The 19,627-nt window shown below is 53.2% G+C and carries 19 protein-coding genes; all 19 read left to right on the plus strand.

The window, feature by feature from the left end; genetic code table 11:
• Nucleotides 1–82: 82 nt before the first annotated feature.
• The 19 genes from serC to KVQ82_RS09710 all read left to right on the plus strand — a co-directional run bounded on the left by serC (nucleotide 83) and on the right by KVQ82_RS09710 (nucleotide 19,616).
• Nucleotides 83–1,168, plus strand: coding sequence for a 3-phosphoserine/phosphohydroxythreonine transaminase (gene serC / locus KVQ82_RS09620; protein ID WP_222018724.1), 1,086 nt, complete (start codon nucleotides 83–85; stop codon nucleotides 1,166–1,168).
• Nucleotides 1,168–2,262 carry a prephenate dehydratase gene (pheA, locus tag KVQ82_RS09625; protein ID WP_041069374.1) on the plus strand — a complete coding sequence of 365 codons (1,095 nt, stop codon included), beginning with the start codon at nucleotides 1,168–1,170 and terminating at the stop codon, nucleotides 2,260–2,262. The genes serC and pheA overlap by 1 nt, the downstream gene beginning before the upstream one ends.
• A gap of 13 nt (nucleotides 2,263–2,275) precedes the next feature.
• Nucleotides 2,276–3,388, plus strand: coding sequence for a histidinol-phosphate transaminase (gene hisC / locus KVQ82_RS09630; protein WP_041069377.1), 1,113 nt, complete (start codon nucleotides 2,276–2,278; stop codon nucleotides 3,386–3,388).
• 28 nt (nucleotides 3,389–3,416) lie between these two features.
• Nucleotides 3,417–5,624, plus strand: a complete 2,208-nt coding sequence (locus KVQ82_RS09635) for a bifunctional prephenate dehydrogenase/3-phosphoshikimate 1-carboxyvinyltransferase (RefSeq protein WP_260688071.1) — start codon at nucleotides 3,417–3,419, stop codon at nucleotides 5,622–5,624.
• A complete protein-coding gene (gene cmk / locus KVQ82_RS09640; protein WP_007963625.1) occupies nucleotides 5,621–6,310 on the plus strand; it encodes a (d)CMP kinase in 690 nt (229 codons plus the stop codon). Before KVQ82_RS09635 ends, cmk begins: the two co-directional genes overlap by 4 nt.
• Before the next feature lie 119 nt (nucleotides 6,311–6,429).
• Nucleotides 6,430–8,112, plus strand: coding sequence for a 30S ribosomal protein S1 (gene rpsA, locus KVQ82_RS09645; RefSeq protein ID WP_041069380.1), 1,683 nt, complete (start codon nucleotides 6,430–6,432; stop codon nucleotides 8,110–8,112).
• A gap of 198 nt (nucleotides 8,113–8,310) precedes the next feature.
• Nucleotides 8,311–8,589, plus strand: a complete 279-nt coding sequence (locus tag KVQ82_RS09650) for a hypothetical protein (RefSeq protein ID WP_222018726.1) — start codon at nucleotides 8,311–8,313, stop codon at nucleotides 8,587–8,589.
• A 153-nt stretch (nucleotides 8,590–8,742) separates the two neighbouring features.
• Complete coding sequence (gene ihfB / locus KVQ82_RS09655) at nucleotides 8,743–9,039, plus strand: integration host factor subunit beta (RefSeq protein WP_003189779.1); 297 nt, start codon at nucleotides 8,743–8,745, stop codon at nucleotides 9,037–9,039.
• Between the two features lie 27 nt (nucleotides 9,040–9,066).
• Nucleotides 9,067–9,306, plus strand: a complete 240-nt coding sequence (locus tag KVQ82_RS09660) for a lipopolysaccharide assembly protein LapA domain-containing protein (RefSeq protein WP_222018727.1) — start codon at nucleotides 9,067–9,069, stop codon at nucleotides 9,304–9,306.
• A 222-nt stretch (nucleotides 9,307–9,528) separates the two neighbouring features.
• Nucleotides 9,529–10,605 carry a dTDP-glucose 4,6-dehydratase gene (gene rfbB / locus KVQ82_RS09665; RefSeq protein ID WP_222018728.1) on the plus strand — a complete coding sequence of 359 codons (1,077 nt, stop codon included), beginning with the start codon at nucleotides 9,529–9,531 and terminating at the stop codon, nucleotides 10,603–10,605.
• A complete protein-coding gene (gene rfbD / locus KVQ82_RS09670; RefSeq protein ID WP_222018729.1) occupies nucleotides 10,602–11,495 on the plus strand; it encodes a dTDP-4-dehydrorhamnose reductase in 894 nt (297 codons plus the stop codon). Before rfbB ends, rfbD begins: the two co-directional genes overlap by 4 nt.
• Complete coding sequence (gene rfbA / locus KVQ82_RS09675) at nucleotides 11,492–12,382, plus strand: glucose-1-phosphate thymidylyltransferase RfbA (RefSeq protein ID WP_027612427.1); 891 nt, start codon at nucleotides 11,492–11,494, stop codon at nucleotides 12,380–12,382. The genes rfbD and rfbA overlap by 4 nt, the downstream gene beginning before the upstream one ends.
• Nucleotides 12,383–12,411: 29 nt before the next feature.
• Nucleotides 12,412–13,344, plus strand: a complete 933-nt coding sequence (locus KVQ82_RS09680; RefSeq protein ID WP_115989186.1) for a glycosyltransferase family 2 protein — start codon at nucleotides 12,412–12,414, stop codon at nucleotides 13,342–13,344.
• Nucleotides 13,345–13,458: 114 nt separating this feature from the next.
• Entirely contained in the window at nucleotides 13,459–14,496 is a 1,038-nt protein-coding gene (locus tag KVQ82_RS09685; RefSeq protein ID WP_027612429.1) for a glycosyltransferase, read from the plus strand.
• Nucleotides 14,489–15,610 carry an FAD-dependent oxidoreductase gene (locus KVQ82_RS09690; RefSeq protein WP_222018730.1) on the plus strand — a complete coding sequence of 374 codons (1,122 nt, stop codon included), beginning with the start codon at nucleotides 14,489–14,491 and terminating at the stop codon, nucleotides 15,608–15,610. The genes KVQ82_RS09685 and KVQ82_RS09690 overlap by 8 nt, the downstream gene beginning before the upstream one ends.
• Nucleotides 15,591–17,618 carry a hypothetical protein gene (locus tag KVQ82_RS09695; protein ID WP_027612431.1) on the plus strand — a complete coding sequence of 676 codons (2,028 nt, stop codon included), beginning with the start codon at nucleotides 15,591–15,593 and terminating at the stop codon, nucleotides 17,616–17,618. Before KVQ82_RS09690 ends, KVQ82_RS09695 begins: the two co-directional genes overlap by 20 nt.
• A 29-nt stretch (nucleotides 17,619–17,647) precedes the next feature.
• On the plus strand, nucleotides 17,648–18,430 hold the full coding sequence (locus tag KVQ82_RS09700; RefSeq protein ID WP_027612432.1) for an NAD-dependent epimerase/dehydratase family protein: 783 nt from the start codon (nucleotides 17,648–17,650) through the stop codon (nucleotides 18,428–18,430).
• The gene (locus KVQ82_RS09705; protein WP_027612433.1) at nucleotides 18,427–19,263 is read left to right on the plus strand and encodes a sugar phosphate isomerase/epimerase; all 837 of its coding nucleotides are present in this window, start codon (nucleotides 18,427–18,429) and stop codon (nucleotides 19,261–19,263) included. The genes KVQ82_RS09700 and KVQ82_RS09705 overlap by 4 nt, the downstream gene beginning before the upstream one ends.
• A complete protein-coding gene (locus tag KVQ82_RS09710; protein WP_027612434.1) occupies nucleotides 19,260–19,616 on the plus strand; it encodes a multidrug transporter in 357 nt (118 codons plus the stop codon). Before KVQ82_RS09705 ends, KVQ82_RS09710 begins: the two co-directional genes overlap by 4 nt.
• The last annotated feature ends 11 nt before the right edge of the window (nucleotides 19,617–19,627 follow it).

Genomic DNA, 19,627 nt, shown 5'->3' on the forward strand with positions numbered 1-19,627 from the left:
GTCCGCCTTCGCGAGCAAGCTCGCTCCCACAGGATCGGCGCCGACTGATATGTGATACCACCAAATCAGAGCGAGATTGGATGTGAGCAAGCGAGCCTATAACTTCTGTGCCGGTCCTGCGGCGCTTCCTGAAGCTGTCCTGCAACGTGCCCAGGGTGAACTCCTTGATTGGCATGGCAAGGGTCTGTCGGTCATGGAAATGAGCCATCGCAGCGATGAGTTCGTGTCCATTGCCACCCAGGCCGAGCAGGATCTGCGTGACCTGCTGAATATCCCGTCGAACTATAAAGTGCTGTTTCTGCAAGGCGGCGCCAGCCAGCAGTTTGCGCAGATTCCGCTGAACCTGTTGCCTGAAGGCGGCAGCGCCGACTATATCGACACCGGTATCTGGTCGCAGAAAGCCATCGAAGAAGCCTCGCGCTACGGCCACGTCAACGTTGCCGCCACCGCCAAGCCTTACGACTATTTCGCCATCCCGGGTCAGAACGAATGGAAGCTGTCGAAAGACGCCGCTTACGTTCACTACGCGCCGAACGAAACCATCGGCGGTCTGGAATTCCAGTGGATCCCGGAAACCGGTGATGTACCGCTGGTGGCTGACATGTCTTCGGACATCCTCTCGCGTCCGGTCGACATCTCGCGTTTCGGCATGATCTACGCCGGCGCACAGAAGAACATCGGCCCGAGCGGTATCGTCGTCAACATCATCCGCGAAGACCTGCTGGGCAAGGCACGTTCGCTGTGCCCGACCATGCTCGACTACAAGGTCGCGGCCGATAACGGTTCGATGTACAACACTCCGCCGACCCTGGCCTGGTACCTCTCCGGTCTGGTGTTCCAGTGGCTGAAAGAGCAGGGCGGCGTTGAAGCGATCGCCAAACTGAATGACGTCAAGCAGCGCACGCTGTACGACTTCATCGACGCCAGTGGCCTCTACAGCAACCCGATCAACAAGTCGGACCGCTCGTGGATGAACGTGCCGTTCCGTCTGGCTGACGATCGCCTGGACAAACCGTTCCTGGCCGGTGCCGATGCGCGCGGTCTGCTCAACCTCAAGGGCCACCGCTCCGTGGGCGGCATGCGCGCCTCCATCTACAACGCCGTCGACATCAACGCCGTCAACGCGCTGGTGGCGTACATGGCTGAATTCGAGAAGGAACACGGCTGATGTCCGAGCAAGAACTCAAGGCCCTGCGCCTGCGTATTGACGCTCTGGACGAAAAGGTCCTGGAACTGATCAGTGAGCGTGCGCGCTGCGCCCAGGAAGTTGCGCGAGTCAAGATGGCCTCGCTGGCCGAAGGCGAGGTGCCGGTGTTCTATCGTCCCGAGCGTGAAGCTCAGGTGCTCAAGCGCGTGATGGAGCGCAATCAGGGGCCGCTGGGCAACGAAGAGATGGCGCGGTTGTTCCGCGAAATCATGTCCTCGTGTCTCGCGCTCGAGCAGCCATTGAAAGTGGCTTACCTCGGCCCTGAAGGTACCTTCACTCAAGCAGCGGCGATGAAGCACTTCGGTCACGCGGTGATCAGCAAGCCGATGGCTGCGATCGACGAAGTGTTCCGTGAAGTGGCGGCGGGTGCGGTGAACTTCGGCGTGGTGCCGGTGGAGAACTCCACCGAAGGCGCGGTCAACCACACCCTCGACAGCTTCCTCGAACACGACATGGTGATCTGCGGCGAAGTCGAGCTGCGCATTCACCATCACCTGTTGGTCGGTGAAAACACCAAGACCGACAGCATCAGTCGCATCTACTCCCACGCGCAGTCGCTGGCCCAGTGCCGCAAGTGGCTGGACGCACATTACCCGAATGTCGAGCGCGTGGCGGTGGCGAGCAACGCCGAAGCGGCCAAGCGGGTCAAGGGTGAGTGGAACTCGGCGGCGATTGCCGGCGACATGGCTGCTGGCTTGTATGGCCTGACGCGTCTGGCCGAGAAGATCGAAGATCGTCCGGACAACTCGACGCGCTTCCTGATGATCGGTAATCAGGAAGTGCCGCCGACCGGCGACGACAAAACCTCGATCATCGTCTCGATGAGCAACAAGCCTGGCGCGCTGCATGAGCTGCTGGTGCCGTTCCATGATAACGGGATCGACCTGACCCGGATCGAAACCCGTCCGTCGCGCAGTGGCAAATGGACCTACGTGTTCTTCATCGACTTCGTCGGCCACCACCGTGATCCGTTGATCAAAGGTGTGTTGGAAAAGATCAGTCAGGAAGCAGTAGCACTCAAAGTGCTGGGTTCCTACCCGAAAGCAGTTCTTTAAGGGGCGGTAGCAAATGAGTGGCAACTTCCTCGCTCTGGCACAGCCGGGCGTGCAACAACTTTCGCCGTACGTTCCGGGCAAGCCTGTGGACGAGCTGGCGCGCGAGCTGGATCTGGATCCGGCGAAAATCGTCAAACTGGCAAGCAATGAAAACCCGCTGGGCGCCAGCCCGAAAGCGCTGGCGGCAATCCGTGATGAGCTGGCCGAGCTGACCCGTTATCCGGACGGCAACGGCTTCGCGCTGAAATCGCTGTTGGCCGAGCAGTGCCGCGTCGAGCTGAACCAGGTAACCCTGGGCAACGGCTCCAACGACATTCTCGAGCTGGTGGCGCGCGCCTATCTGGCGCCGGGTCTGAACGCCGTGTTCAGTGAGCATGCGTTTGCCGTTTACCCGATCGCCACCCAGGCGGTCGGCGCGCAGGCCAAAGTGGTGCCCGCCAAGGACTGGGGGCACGACTTGCCTGCAATGCTCGCGGCCATCGATGCCAACACTCGTGTGGTGTTCATCGCCAACCCGAACAATCCGACCGGCACCTGGTTCGGCGCCGAAGCGCTGGACGAGTTCCTGCAGGACGTGCCGGAACACGTGCTGGTGGTGCTGGACGAGGCGTACATCGAGTACGCCGAAGGCAGCGACCTGCCGGACGGTCTGGATTTCCTCGCGGCGTACCCGAATCTGCTGGTATCGCGCACGTTCTCCAAGGCCTATGGCCTGGCAGCGCTGCGCGTCGGTTATGGCCTGTCCACTGCGGTAGTAGCGGACGTGCTCAACCGTGTGCGCCAACCTTTCAACGTCAACAGCCTGGCTCTGGCCGCAGCCTGTGCGGCGCTGAAGGACGACGAGTATCTGGCGCAAAGCCGTCAGCTCAACGAATCCGGCATGCAGCAACTGCAGGCGGGTTTCCGTGAGCTGGGTCTGAGCTGGATCGAGTCCAAGGGCAACTTCATCTGCGTCGATCTTGGTCAGGTCGCTGCACCGATTTTCCAGGGGCTGCTGCGTGAAGGCGTGATCGTGCGTCCGGTGGCCAATTACGGCATGCCGAACCACCTGCGGGTGACCATCGGTCTGCCGGCGGAAAACAGCCGCTTCCTTGAAGCGCTGCGCAAGGTTCTGGCTCGTGGGTGATGTCACTGCTCTGCAATCTGCTGCACCTATGATCGGTCGCCTTGTGGTGGTCGGTCTGGGGTTGATCGGTGGTTCGTTTGCCAAAGGCTTGCGTGAAAGCGGCATCTGCCGTGAAGTGGTCGGGGTCGATCTCGACCCGCAATCGCGCAAGCTGGCGGTCGAGTTGGGTGTGGTGGATCGTTGCGAAGACGACCTGATTGCTGCGTGTCAGGGCGCCGACGTGATTCAACTGGCGGTGCCGATTCTGGCCATGGAGAAGGTGCTCGCCCGTCTGGCGAGTGTCGATCTTGGCCGGGCGATTCTGACCGATGTCGGCAGTGCCAAGGGTAATGTGGTGCGCGCGGCGACCGAGGCGTTCGGCGGCATGCCGGCGCGTTTTGTGCCGGGGCATCCGATTGCCGGTTCCGAGCAGAGCGGGGTGGAAGCTTCCAACGCTGAGCTGTTCCGTCGGCACAAGGTGATTCTGACCCCGCTCGAGCAAACCGACCCGGCCGCGCTGGCGGTGGTCGATCGCTTGTGGCGTGAGCTGGGTGCCGATGTCGAGCATATGCAGGTCGAGCGCCACGACGAAGTGTTGGCCGCGACCAGTCATCTGCCGCACCTGCTGGCCTTCGGTCTGGTCGACTCGTTGGCCAAACGCAATGAAAACCTTGAGATCTTCCGTTACGCTGCGGGCGGTTTTCGCGATTTCACAAGAATCGCCGGAAGCGACCCGGTGATGTGGCACGACATCTTCCTCGCCAACCGCGAGGCTGTCCTGCGCACACTCGATACATTTCGCAGCGACCTCGACGCCTTGCGCGACGCGGTCGATGCAGGGGATGGGCACCAATTGTTGGGCGTCTTCACGCGCGCCCGGGTTGCCCGCGAGCATTTCAGTAAAATCCTGGCCCGCAGGGCCTATGTGGACGCTATGAATTCCAACGATCTGATTTTTCTGGCTCAACCTGGTGGCCGCTTGTCCGGTCGGATTCGCGTACCAGGTGACAAATCGATTTCCCACCGCTCGATCATGCTCGGCTCGCTGGCCGAAGGCGTGACCGAGGTTGAAGGTTTCCTCGAGGGTGAAGATGCCCTGGCGACCTTGCAGGCATTTCGCGACATGGGCGTGGTCATCGAAGGCCCGCACCACGGTCGCGTGACCATTCACGGCGTTGGCCTGCATGGCTTGAAGCCGGCACCTGGCCCGATCTATCTGGGCAACTCCGGCACCTCGATGCGTCTGTTGTCCGGCCTGCTGGCGGCGCAGAACTTCGACAGCACCCTGACGGGCGATGCGTCGCTGTCCAAGCGTCCGATGAATCGCGTGGCCAATCCGCTGCGTGAAATGGGCGCTGTGATTGAAACTGCTGCCGAAGGTCGTCCGCCGATGACCATTCGTGGCGGTCATAAGCTCAAGGGTCTGACCTACACCATGCCGATGGCCAGTGCTCAGGTGAAGTCCTGCCTGCTGCTGGCGGGCCTGTACGCGGAAGGCAAGACCACCGTCACTGAACCGGCTCCAACCCGTGATCACACCGAGCGCATGCTGCGTGGTTTCGGCTACCCGGTGAGCGTTGATGGCGCGACCGCTTCGGTCGAGTCCGGCGGCAAGCTGACCGCGACCCACATTGAAGTACCGGGCGATATCTCGTCGTCGGCGTTCTTTCTGGTGGCGGCGTCGATCGCCGAAGGTTCCGAGTTGGTGTTGGAGCACGTTGGCATCAACCCGACCCGTACCGGCGTTATCGACATCCTGCGTCTGATGGGCGCCGATATCACCCTGGAAAACCAACGTGAGGTCGGTGGCGAACCGGTAGCCGACCTGCGCGTGCGGGCAGCTAAACTCAAAGGTATCGAGATTCCGGAAGCGCTGGTGCCACTGGCGATTGACGAATTCCCGGTACTGTTCGTGGCGGCGGCCTGTGCCGAAGGTCGTACCGTGCTGACCGGCGCCGAAGAGCTGCGCGTCAAGGAATCGGACCGCATCCAGGTCATGGCGGACGGCTTGCTGGCGCTGGGCGTCAAGTGCCAGCCGACCCCGGACGGCATCATCATCGATGGCGGCCAGATCGGTGGCGGCGAAGTGCATGGTCACGGCGATCACCGTATCGCCATGGCCTTCAGCGTGGCCTCGCTGCGCGCCACTGCGCCGATCCGTATCCATGATTGCGCCAACGTCGCGACGTCGTTCCCGAACTTCCTCGCGCTGTGCGCGCAGGTTGGCATTCGTGTGGCTCAAGAGGCTCAGTCGTGAAAAACATTGCACCGGTCATCACCATCGATGGGCCAAGCGGTTCGGGCAAGGGCACGGTCGCCGGGATTCTGGCCAAGCGTCTGGGCTGGAACCTGCTGGATTCCGGTGCGCTGTATCGCCTGCTGGCCTTCGCTGCGCACAACCATGGTGTCGACCTGACCAATGAAGAGTTGCTGAAAAAACTGGCTGCTCATCTGGATGTGCAGTTCATCGCGGCGACTGAAGGTCAGCTGCAGCGCATCATTCTGGAAGGTGATGAAGTCAGCGATGTCATCCGTACTGAAAGTGTTGGCGCAGGCGCGTCCCAGGTAGCTGCGCTGCCGGCGGTGCGTGAGGCGCTGCTGCAGCGCCAGCGCGCCTTCCAGGAGGCGCCGGGGTTGGTGGCTGATGGTCGCGACATGGGTACGGTGGTTTTTCCCGATGCCCCATTGAAGATCTTCCTCACCGCCAGCGCCGAGGAGCGAGCGCGTCGCCGATATTTGCAGTTGAAGGGCAAAGGCGAGGATGTTAGTCTGTCGAGTCTGCTAGATGAGATCCGTGCACGCGACGAGCGTGATACCCAGCGTGCAGTGGCCCCGCTCAAGCCGGCGGCCGACGCGATTCAGCTGGATTCCACGGAGTTGTCCATCGATCAGGTGCTTGAACGCATCATGAGCGAGATCGCCATTCGCGATATCGCCGGGTGACCAAGAAGGCCGCAGGGGACCAGTCATAGTCCTGCAGCGCTTCTTTTAAATGAAACTAACCCACACCGTCTGGGGTGTGGAGATGGGCGTATTCTTCGCCCTCATCTACAGGAATTAAAATGAGCGAAAGCTTTGCGGAACTCTTTGAAGAAAGCCTAAAGACCCTGAACCTTCAGGCAGGCTCCATCATCACCGGTGTTATCGTTGATATCGATTACCAGGCTCGCTGGGTAACCGTTCACGCTGGCCTGAAGTCTGAAGCACTCATCCCGCTGGAACAGTTCTACAACGACGCTGGCGATCTGACTATCAATGTCGGTGACGAAGTTCACGTTGCTCTGGATTCGGTTGAAGACGGTTTCGGTGAAACCAAGCTGTCCCGTGAAAAAGCCAAGCGCGCTGAATGCTGGATCGTTCTGGAAGCAGCCTTCGCAGCTGAGGAAGTGGTCAAGGGCGTTATCAACGGTAAGGTTAAAGGCGGCTTCACTGTCGACGTTAACGGCATCCGTGCGTTCCTGCCAGGTTCCCTGGTTGACGTCCGTCCAGTGCGCGACACCACGCACCTGGAAGGCAAAGAGCTGGAATTCAAGGTCATCAAGCTGGACCAGAAGCGCAACAACGTTGTCGTTTCCCGTCGCAGCGTCCTCGAAGCCGAGAACTCCGCCGAGCGTGAAGCTCTGCTGGAATCCCTGCAGGAAGGCCAGCAAGTCAAAGGTATCGTCAAAAACCTCACCGATTACGGCGCATTCGTCGATCTGGGTGGCGTGGACGGCCTGCTGCACATCACCGACATGGCCTGGAAGCGCATCAAGCATCCTTCCGAGATCGTCAACGTTGGTGACGAAATCGACGTCAAGGTTCTGAAATACGATCGCGAACGCAACCGTGTTTCCCTGGGCCTGAAGCAACTGGGCGAAGATCCATGGGTTGCTATCAAAGCCCGTTACCCAGAAAGCACTCGCGTAACCGCTCGTGTAACCAACCTGACCGACTACGGCTGCTTCGCTGAGCTGGAAGAGGGCGTTGAAGGTCTGGTACACGTTTCGGAAATGGACTGGACCAACAAGAACATCCACCCTTCGAAAGTCGTACAAGTCGGCGACGAAGTGGAAGTCATGGTTCTGGACATCGACGAAGAGCGTCGTCGCATCTCCCTGGGCATCAAGCAGTGCAAGTCGAACCCATGGGAAGACTTCTCTGGCCAGTTCAACAAGGGCGACAAGATCTCCGGTACCATCAAGTCGATCACCGATTTCGGTATCTTCATTGGTCTGGACGGCGGCATCGACGGTCTGGTTCACCTGTCCGACATCTCCTGGAACGAAGTGGGCGAAGAAGCCGTACGCCGTTTCAAGAAGGGCGACGAGCTGGACACCGTCATCCTGTCGGTTGACCCAGAGCGCGAGCGCATCTCCCTGGGCATCAAGCAACTGGAAAGCGATCCGTTCTCCGAGTACGTCTCGGTTAACGACAAAGGCGCTATCGTTAAAGGCACCGTGAAAGAAGTTGACGCCAAAGGCGCCATCATCGTTCTGGCTGACGACATCGAAGCGACCCTGAAAGCGTCCGAAATCAGCCGTGACCGCGTTGAAGACGCGCGCAACGTTCTGAAAGAAGGCCAGGAAGTTGAAGCCAAGATCATCAGCGTTGACCGCAAGAGCCGCGTAATCCAGCTCTCGATCAAGTCGAAAGATGACGCTGAAGAGAAAGAAGCTATCCAGAGCCTGAACTCCGTTCAGGAAGCTCCAGCCGATACCACCATGGCTGCTCTGTTGAAGCAAGCAATGGCCAAACAGAACTAAGTTCTGCTTGATCATGAAAAAGGGCGACTTCGGTCGCCCTTTTTTGTGCCTGCGATTTGGTGGGGAGATCTAGGCTGCGGTGAAACCAATCCCTTTAGCGGGTTGTCTGTTTCTTTAATCGGATCAATCGCCTATTCGCGACTAAGCTGTGGGTAGTAGTCGTGCAGTAGTCGGGCGTTGCCTGGCATAAGGAAGTGGATGAACAGATTTATTGTGTTGATTGCGGCGTTGGTTTTGGCTGGCTGTACCACCAGTGCCAAGACGCATGCGGTGCGTGGCGTCAGTGGTATCGAGATCGACTGCTCGGGTTTGGGTTCAGGGTGGGAGAAATGCCAAAGGCGCGCGGCGAAGGAGTGCAAGGGGGCAGGTTACCGGGTGATCACCCGATCTGATCAGGCCAAGGATGAAGATGAATATCCGTTTGGCTTCAATCCCGCAGGCTACGTCACTCGGACAATGCTGGTGATGTGTCGCTGAATGAGTGCTGCTCCGGTTCGGTGCTTTTGTGCGCAGAAAACGGGCGTTTTGATGCCGAGAAAGATATGTCAATCCCTGGGCTGTTCAAAATCTTCCGGGCGTGCTAAAACCTTTCAAGCGCTGATCTAGCTGCTTGAAAAAGAAGGGAAAAATATGACGAAGTCGGAGTTGATCGAACGAATTGTCACCCATCAAGGGCTACTCTCATCCAAGGATGTGGAGCTGGCCATCAAGACCATGCTTGAACAAATGTCCCAGTGCCTGGCTACCGGGGATCGCATCGAGATCCGTGGGTTTGGCAGCTTCTCCCTGCATTATCGTGCGCCGCGCGTCGGTCGCAATCCAAAGACCGGTCAGTCTGTCAGCCTTGACGGCAAGTTTGTTCCGCATTTCAAGCCGGGCAAGGAATTGCGTGACCGGGTGAATGAGGAAGAGGAGGAGGGGGTTTGACAGTCGCTATCTCTCGAGGAGTAACTCATGCGTAATCTCAAGCGCATACTTCTTGGCGTTTTCATTTTATTGTTGGTGTTGGCAATTCTTGCGTTTGTGCTCGAGAACCAGCAGTCGGTTTCGCTTTTGTTTATGGGCTTTTCCGGGCCGCAGTTGCCCGTGTCGGTTGTTGTTGTGTTGGCATTGCTGATCGGCATGATGATTGGTCCTGTATTGGGCTGGTTTCTGGGGCGTTCGTCCAGGGCAGCGCGCAAACGACTGGTCTGAAAGCGACAGGCGCACGGCATCTGTCGAATTTGCGCCTTGGCCTGTCTTTATCCATTAGTAAAACCATCATTAAGCTGTAAAATGCACCCTTGTTCGATCATGCCTAAATGCATGTCGATTCAGACTGACTCTGACGGATGCCAACTGATGGTGGCTTCTGCATTCATGGATTAGACCGCGCTCGCAGGCAGCGCTGTCCGCAGCTCAAGGGTATCGTTTCGCGTGAAAATTCTAGTTACCGGCGGCGCCGGCTTCATTGGCTCGGCAGTCATCCGTCACATCATCTCCAATACTTCTGATTCTGTCGTCAATGTCGATAAGTTGACTTACGCCGGCAATCTGGAGTCTTTGGCAGAAGTCAGCCAGAACTCGCGTTACGCTTTCGAGCGCGTCGATATCTGCGATCGTGATCAGGTTGACCGTGTCCTGCGTGAGCACCAACCGGATGCAATCATGCACCTGGCCGCAGAGTCCCACGTCGATCGTTCGATCTCCGGCCCGTCCGAATTCATCCAGACCAACATCATCGGTACTTACACGCTGCTCGAAGCTGCCCGCCACTACTGGGCAGCGCTGGATGATGCGCGTAAAGCCAGTTTCCGCTTTCACCATATTTCGACTGACGAAGTTTACGGAGACCTCGAAGGTCCGGAAGACCTCTTCACCGAGACCACACCTTACCAGCCAAGCTCGCCATACTCGGCCAGCAAGGCTAGCTCTGATCACCTTGTTCGCGCTTGGGCACGCACCTATGATCTGCCGACACTGGTTACCAACTGCTCGAACAACTACGGCCCTTGCCACTTCCCTGAGAAGTTGATCCCTCTGATCATTCTCAATGCACTGGAAGGCAAGCCGTTGCCGGTTTATGGCAAAGGTAATCAGGTACGTGACTGGTTGTATGTCGAAGATCACGCTCGTGCGTTGTACAAAGTCGTCACTGAAGGTGTAATTGGTGAGACTTACAACATTGGCGGTCATAACGAAAAACAAAACATCGAAGTGGTGCACACCCTCTGTGCGCTGCTTGATGAGTTGCGTCCTGATTCGTCCCATCGTCCTCATGCCAGCCTGATTACCTATGTCCAAGATCGCCCTGGACATGACGTGCGTTACGCAATCGATGCGAGCAAAATTCAGCGCGAATTGGGCTGGACTCCGGAAGAAACTTTCGAGAGCGGTATTCGCAAGACTGTCGAATGGTATCTGAACAACACTGAGTGGGTTGAGCACGTGAAGAGCGGCAGTTACCAGCAGTGGATCGATCAGAACTATGCGGATCGCTCGAACAAGGCATGAAAATACTTCTGCTGGGTAAGAACGGTCAGGTAGGTTGGGAGCTGCAGCGCTCGCTCGAGCCGCTTGGTCAGTTGATTGCGCTGGATCGCCAGACTGCCGACGGGCTGTGTGGTGATCTCACCGATCTGGCCGCCGTGCGTGCGACGATCCGACGGATCAAGCCGGATGTCATCGTCAACGCCGCTGCGTACACCGCAGTCGACAAGGCAGAATCAGAACCTGAGCTGGCCTTCATTGTGAACGGCCAAGCGATGCAGGTCTTGGCCGAAGAGGCCGCTGCTCTGAATGCCTGGCTGGTTCATTATTCAACCGATTATGTCTTCAATGGTATTGGTTCCATTCCATGGCTGGAGACGGATGCTGTCGGCCCGGTGAATCAGTACGGTGCGAGTAAGCTGGCAGGCGAGCAGGCGATCATTGCGTCGGGCTGCAAGCATCTGATCTTCCGGACCAGTTGGGTCTACGGAGCGCGCGGCAACAACTTCGCCAAGACGATGTTGCGGTTGGCAAAGGATCGGGAAACGTTGAATGTTATCGCGGACCAGATCGGAGCTCCGACAGGGGCTGATCTGATAGCGGATGTAAGCGCTTTGGCCATTCGTCAGGCGTTGCAGCAGCCGGAACTTTCAGGTGTTTATCACTTGGCGGCCAGCGGCGAAGTGTCTTGGCATGGGTATGCGGCTCATGTCATTGCGTTCGCTCAGGCCAATGGGGAAAAACTTGCAGTAACGGCCGTCAATCCAATCGACACGACTGCTTACCCGACTCCTGCACAACGTCCCCTGAACTCACGTCTTAATACCCAGAAGTTACGTGCCAAATTTTATCTACACTTGCCGGATTGGCAAAGTGGTGTGAACCGAATGCTTAGGGAAGTTCTGAACAAATGACCACGACAAATCGTAAAGGCATCATCCTCGCTGGTGGTTCGGGTACACGCCTGCACCCGCTGACCCTTGGCGTTTCCAAGCAGATGCTGCCGATCTACGACAAACCGATGATCTTCTATCCGCTGTCCGTGTTGATGCTCGCGGGGATGCGCGAAATCCTGATCATCTCCACGCCGGAAGATTTGCCTTGTTTTCGCAAATTGCTAGGTGATGGAAGCGTTTACGGGATCAAGCTGACCTATGCAGAACAACCTAGTCCCGACGGTCTGGCCCAGGCATTCATCATCGGTGAAGAGTTCATTGGCAAAGATCCTTGCTGCCTGATTCTTGGTGACAATATCTTTTACGGGCAGCACTTCTCGGACAATTTGCGTTCTGCGAGCACTCAGCAAACAGGCGCTACGGTCTTCGGTTATCACGTGTCTGATCCGGAGCGTTTCGGTGTTGTCGAATTCGACGAAACGGGCCGTGCTCTGAGTATTGAAGAGAAACCGCTCAAGCCTAAATCCAACTACGCCGTGACCGGGCTGTACTTCTACGATAACGATGTCGTCGAGATCGCGAAGGGCATCAAGCCATCTGAGCGTGGTGAGTTGGAAATTACGGACGTCAACCGTGCGTACCTTGAAAGAAAGACGCTGAGTGTTGAAATGCTCGGTCGTGGATTTGCCTGGCTCGATACAGGCACGCACGATTCGCTGCTTGAGGCCAGTCACTTCGTACACACCATCGAACAGCGTCAGGGCCTCAAGGTGGCTTGCCTGGAAGAGATCGCATACCACAACGGCTGGATCACTGCTGAGCAACTCGGTGCCCAAGCCGATGCGCTGAAGAAGACTGGTTATGGCCAGTACTTGCAGAAACTCTTGGAGCCAACTAATCGCTGAAAATGGCGATTTGATGCAAAGGATGTTTTGTGAGTGCTCGCCAAAACCAAACGCCAGTAAAACCCCGTATCGCTGTTTTGCTGGCGGCCTACAATGGTGTGCGCTGGCTAGAAGAGCAAATTGAGTCAATTCGCCGCCAGACGGCGGTGGATTTGACGATTTACATCAGCGTCGACCCTTCCACTGATGGTACCGAGGAGTGGTGCGCCGCGACTGCTGCAAAGTATTCCGAAATAGTTCTTCTGCCTGTCTCCGAGGTGTTCGGGGGCGCTGCTCGCAATTTTTTCCGCCTGATTCGTGACGTCGCGTTCGACGGTTATGACTATGTTGCGTTTTCTGACCAGGATGATATCTGGGATGCGGATAAACTGGAGCGTTCCGTAGCAATGCTCCAGCACTACCAAGGCGATGCCTACTCCAGCAACGTCACTGCATTTTGGCCTGACGGCAGGACACGTGTACTGGACAAAGCACAACCTCAGGCTGAATGGGATTTCTTGTTTGAGGCTGCAGGACCCGGTTGTACTTATGTATTTCGAAGGGGGCTCGCCGACGCTTTGAAAGAGTCGATGCTACGTAACTGGGAGCTGCTTCAATCTGTCAGTCTTCATGACTGGTATTTTTATGCTTTTGCTCGTACACATGGATATAAGTGGTTTATCGACGCGCACTCAACGATGCAGTATCGCCAACACCAGCACAATCAGGTCGGAGCTAATACGGGAATCAAATCCCTTATAGCAAGATATAAAGCCATCCAGGATGGATGGTGGTTTTCACAGGTCAATTTGATATCAGGCCTTGTCGGTGCGGATTTTCACCCATTCGCCTGTTCGTCGAAGCCGATGGGAAGGTTCAGGTTTTTCGCCCTTTCGCTGAATGCGTGTAAATGTCGCCGTCGTGTGCGAGATAAAATATTCTTCTTTTTTGTTTGCTGTCTCAGGGTTATAGCTGGCGGATAAAGAGGTCTTTTTGGTGACTTGTCAGCGAATGACTCGTCGAGAAATTAAAGTCTCTATATATAGAGATGGTGTTTTGAAGGGCTATTTGTATTTTTTGTCTAGAGGGATGATGGCATGAATTTTTTTCCTTGTTTTATATCCATTGTTTTTGTGGTTCGGAACCAGGCACTGGATCTTGAAAGTATCATCACGAATGCCACTAATGTGATTTCGGATATCGTACGTGATTACGAAATAATAATCGTCGACAATGCTTCTGAAGACGAAAGTATTTCGGTGATGAAGCGTCTGACAAGCGAAGATGGAATCGCAAATCTCCAGGTTTACGCACTCACCAAAGAAGTAGATTCGGACACTGCTTCCTGGGTGGGGCTTGAAAGTGCGTTGGGTGATTTTGTTGCGGTCATTGATCCACTTACCGACAGCATTGAATTTTTACCGACTATGCTCAAAAAGGCGATCGATGGTGTAGATGTTGTTTTTGCCAATAACGAGCAAAAAAACTCTCAAAGTCTCGCTTACAGAGGCGCGTTTGCTGTTTTCCATGGCCTGTACAATCACTTCAATGGGGTGCATCTTGCAAAAGAGGCTCCACAATTTCGATTGCTTAGCAAGAAAGTGATTAACTTCATCTTGCAGCATCCTCAGTCGGCTATGACGTATCGTCACCTTCCAGCGACGGGAGGTTTCTCCCAAGTGCGGCTTTCATATAGTGCACCGCCAAAAACGTCCCAACCCAAGCGTTTGGCAGAGAGTATTGATAGGGGAATGCGGCTGTTGGTATCGACTACCAGAGCGCCCATGCGTCTTGTTACCTCTCTTTCGTTGTTTGGCGCGATGGCGAATTTGTTTTATTGTATCTATGTTATTTCGGTTGGCCTGTTTAAAACCAATGTTGCTCCAGGATGGATTAGTGTTTCACTTCAGCAGTCGGGAATGTTTTTCCTGATTTCATTGGTACTGCTTGTGCTTGGGGAATATATCCTGCATATGGCGAGTCTGTCTAATGAGGCGCCGTTGTACCATGTCGCACAAGAGTTGACGAGTTCCAAGATCACACGGCGTGAAAAACTGAATATCGAGGAGGTTTCGATCTCTTCTAAAGATGGCTCCGTTTTAGTTGGCGAGCGGAGTAATAATGCCAATGTCTGAGACGGATTTCGATGCGGTAGTTATTGGTGGAGGCTTTTATGGCTGCGCCATCGCTATTTATCTCGCAAAAAATCGTGGCTTCGAAAGAGTTCTGGTTGTAGAGAGAGAGGCATCTCTTCTAAAACGAGCATCCTATAATAATCAAGCGCGAGTGCATAACGGATATCACTATCCGAGAAGCTTTACTACCGCATTTCGCAGTCGTCTGAATCTGCCAAAGTTTGTGCAAGATTGGCCTGAGGCTATAAATCAGGAATTTACCAAGCTATATGCTATTTCCAGACGTAACTCAAAGGTTACAGCGAAACAGTTTGTTCGATTCTGTGCTGATATTGGGGCGGAGGTATATGCGCCAGATCCGGAAATGCGAAAGCTATTCGATCCACGCCTGATTGAGCAGGTTTATTTGGTCAAGGAGTATGCTTTCAACTCTGATCTTGTTGCCAAGAGGGCTCTCGGTGAGTTGCAAGATCTAGGTGTAAATTTGTTGCTTGAAACCGAAGTAGAGTCTATCTCCAAGGCGGTGAATGGTGAGCTTGGTGTTATCTTCAAGAGTAAGGATGGCAATTTCAGCTCTGTGTCCAGTCGATATATTTTTAACTGCAGTTACAGCGGAATCAATCAGTTGAAGGGTGATTTTCCGGGTATAAGGACGAAGTTGAAACAGGAAATTACCGAGATGGCACTTATGGATATGCCGGCTCCCTTGAAGGGCCTGGGTATTACTGTTATGGATGGGCCTTTTTTCTCGTTGATGCCATTTCCGGCAAGAAACCTTCACACACTTTCTCATGTCAGATACACGCCACACCTTCAGTGGGTGGATGAGCCTGGGATAAGCCCTTATGGAAAACTAAACGATTACAGAAGGGTTTCACAAGTTGACCGTATGGTGCGAGATGTATCCAGATATCTTCCATCACTTTCAACGGCGAAATATGTGGAGTCATTGTTTGAAGTCAAGACAATTCTAATGAAAAACGAAAGTGATGATGGTCGGCCAATTTTGTTTGAAAAATACGAAGATTTACCAAAGTGTTTTTCAATTCTTGGTGGAAAGATCGATAATATTTATGATGTGCTGGAGAAGCTAGATGCTGAACGCCTTGATTAATGGGAAGGTGAGTTTATTAAAACTCTTTGCCATGGTGATAGTAGCTACGCTAAGTTTTCAGCTTAATTTTTTTAATTTTGCTAATGACTATTTTTTTGATAGTTTCGATAAAGGCTCTCAAGCGCTGGTGCTAGGAGGGATTTTTGCGGATGATTCTGGTCTGGATAAGGGCGGTTCCCATATAGGTTTCATGTCGATTGGGCAGAAATTCGATTACAGCCAAAATATGTTGGACGCTTATCCCGTATTTGCCGGCGAGGCTGCTGGCAAGGATATTTATTATTCACCCTATAAGTCACAGTATGGTGTTCAAGGGCTGTTCTTCTCAGCTTCTTATTCTTTGTTTGGTCTTCATTCGGTCGCAGAACTGCAATTATTGAATTCTGTTTTGTTTGCACTGATTGTCGGGTTGCTCACACTGTTGTATGCGAAAGTATATAATGGGCGTTTTGCCGCAATTTTTTTTGTTGTGATGATCAGTTCTCCTTGGGTCATTGCTTTCGCAAGAAACCTTTATTGGGTCCCCGTGCTGTGGTTTTTACCTGCGGTATTTGCGGCGTTAGCATACAAGTCTAATGAGCGTGCCAAGAAATTCATGTTTTGCGGCCTTACTGGTGCGGCAGTTTTTCTGAAGAGTTTGGCAGGTTATGAGTACCTCTCCGCGATTACGCTATTCGCCTGTTCTGTATTCCTTATCGCTCCCTTTTTTCGCGAGGAGCGTCCTGACCATCGGCGTAATCTGAAATTTTTTGTACTCACCTTCGCATTATGCGTACTCGGTTTTGTTTTTGCTCTATTGCTTCATGCGGGAATGCGCGGTGACACGATTGTCGCTGGACTGCAAAATATCTTTGAGCAGGATGTCAAGCGACGTACGTATGGTGATCCATCTACCTTTGATGACGTATTCAAAGCGTCGCTTCAAAGTTCTCCGCTAGATGTAGTGAAACGCTATATCAATATTTGGGAAACTGCGGTTTTTTTCTATCTGCCAGGTGCCTTGTTCAAGTGGTTGATTCTACTTTCTCTGACTGGATTTTTATATGCTTCTATTTCCAGGCGCCAGTTCGATTTTAAAAATGGCATAACCCTATTTGTTTTTTTTAGCGCTTCCGCTTCCTGGCTGATTCTTGCCAAAGGGCACTCCTACATCCATACTCAATTAAACTACGTCTTATGGTATTTCGGGTTTGTCCAGGCTCTGGCCTACGTTTTGATTTCTTACTTTGTTTTGTGTGTTGAGGATTTAAAGCTATCGTTAAAGCAGCGCTCGCCGCATAAACCCGTGATGATGCTTCTTCATGTCTTGGTAATGCTGGCTTTTGTTAGCTTCAGTTTTAATTATGAGCAAGGAAAGGTATTCGAACAGAGTTTGGCCGCGCTGGAGTTGGACCCAAGCAGTGAGATAAAAACATCGGTCGGGATCGTTGCAAAAGTTACACTGAGTGGAGAGTTGGCTCTGTACTCGCGCGATTGCCGCCGGTTTGATAAAAGTAAGACATTTTACTTGCATGTATATAAGACCGGGGCTTCATCAGGCACTGATCAATTTGAAAATCTGGATTTCGAATGGCAGCGATTCGAGGTGCCTACCCCTTATTGGCCTTCTCGGCATTCAGTATCGTGCATTGCCCTGGTGAAGTTACCAAACTATAGTATAAGCAAGATTGATTTTGGTCAGTATTCAATAGTGAACGGCTCAATCAACATCATATGGCGGGATTCAATGCTTGTTGATAAGCAACTCCAGGCGAAAACATTTGCTGCTTTCAATCTTACTGATGCGAACTGGGTGAACGGGGTTTCCGGAACACGATTTTTTGTCAAAAATGATTTTTCAAATAGACAGTCATTGGTTGTTGGTGCTGGAATATATTTTTCCGATGCCGGAGTGCGAGAGATTACTGCGTTGGAGTACAGTGAACAGTATATTAATGTGACTGTCAGTGGTAATCCTTTAAATCCAAACCTGGATGGTTATCCTCATCTAATTGAGGTTAAACAGTGATTATCAATGTCGCCCGTAAGGAGGATACGATGGCTAGTGCACTCATTGGTTACAGTGGATTTGTCGGCGGGACACTATTAAATCAAACCCATTTTGATTGTCTCTACCGATCCACGAATATTGCCGATATTCAGGGGCAGCAATTTGATACCGTCGTCTGCTCTGGCGCCCCCGCGCAAAAGTGGATTGCCAACTCGCAGCCGGAAGCCGATCTCGAAAATATACGTGGGCTGATTGAAGTCCTCAAGACCGTCAAATGTAAACGATTCATTTTGATCAGTACTGTAGATGTTTTCATGAAGGCAGTCGATGTTGATGAAAATACGCACGTTGATGAAATCGGGCTTCATCCTTACGGCCTGAATAGGAGGATGCTAGAGAAGTTTGTTGAAGGTCATTTTTCTGAGCATCTGATTGTCCGCCTTCCCGGGTTAGTTGGACCTGGTTTACGGAAAAATATTATTTACGACTTTCTCAATCGGAATAACCTTGAAGCTATCGATAGTCGGGGTGTTTTTCAATTCTATCCGATGGTTAATCTTTGGTATGATATATCGATCGCGCTTAGTTCGGGTTTGAAACTTGTTCATTTGACCGCTGCTCCCGTATCTGTTGGACATATATCCGAGCTCGGCTTTGGTGTTGAATTTGATAATGTAAAAGATCAGCCTGCGGCTGTTTACAATATGCAGACTAATCATGCTCATTTGTTCGGCGGCAGTGGTCGTTACCAGTATAGTTCGCGGGAAACCATTCAGGCGGTCAGGGCCTATGTTCAGTCCGAACCGAAGATAGAGAACCTTGCGCAATGAGGCTATCTATCTCAAATATTGCATGGGATCCGCAGGACGACGAAAGCGTCGCGGGACTACTGAAGCAATACTCGGTTGATGCCATCGATGTGGCCCCAAGCAAATATTTTCCTGATCTGGCTAACGCTCGAAAAGAAGATATATTGAGCGTCCGAGACTGGTGGAAAGCCAAGGGGGTGGAAATAACCGGTATGCAGTCTTTGCTCTTTGGCACAACCGGATTGAATGTGTTCGGTTCTGACCGCAGCAGAGGTGAGCTGATCAAGCATTTGTCTCATGTGTGTCGTGTCGGCCAAGGCCTGGGTGCAAAATTTCTGGTTTTCGGATCTCCAAAAAACAGGGATCGAAGTGGATTGTCAGACAACGAAGTATCCTCAATTGCGATTCCTTTTTTTCGCGCAATTGGAGACATCGCTGGGGAATATGGCACTACCATTTGTTTGGAACCGAATCCGGTCTGCTATGGCGCAAACTATATGGTAACCAATACTGAGACCGCGCAAGTCGTCCGGGAAGTCGATCACCCCTTTATCAGGATGCAGTTTGATACTGGGGCAATAACGATTTCCAATGAAGAGCCTTTATTAACACTTGATCAGTGTGCAGATATTATTGGCCATGTTCACGCCAGTGAGCCCAACCTGGTGCCGTTAGGGGATGGTACTACCGATCATGTAACGATGAGCCGTATTCTCCACGAGCGTTTGCCTAATCATGTCGTCTGCATTGAGATGTTGGGGCTGAAGAGCGAACCGAATCCGGTATCAATAGAGCGCGCATTAGGCGTTGCTGTCAGTTGCTACCGAGAAAACTTATCCGGGTGCGCTTCATGAAGTGGATAATCCTGATAGTGGGGATTTTGTCGAATGCGTCTGCCAGCGTATTAATTAAAATGGCGATGATGGCGCCACGTAAATTCCCTTCATTTTCCGATCCCTTTGCGGCGCTGACGAACTGGCCTTTTTGGCTGGGCTTGGGATTGTACGGTACGGCATTTCTCCTTTACGCAGCTGCGTTGGCGCGTTTACCGTTGAACGTAGCGCACCCGGTTCTCACCGCCGGTGCTGTTGCAGCCGTTGCTATCTCTTCAGTGCTTGTCTTCAGAGAGCCGTTCCATACCACGACATTGGCAGGGATTGTCTTGGTAATTATCGGTGTGTTCTTGATCACACTTCGCTCGACTTAATGGTAACGATG

The sequence above is a fragment of the Pseudomonas sp. AO-1 genome, from assembly GCF_019775695.1.
Classification (GTDB): Bacteria; Pseudomonadota; Gammaproteobacteria; order Pseudomonadales; family Pseudomonadaceae; genus Aquipseudomonas; species Aquipseudomonas parakoreensis.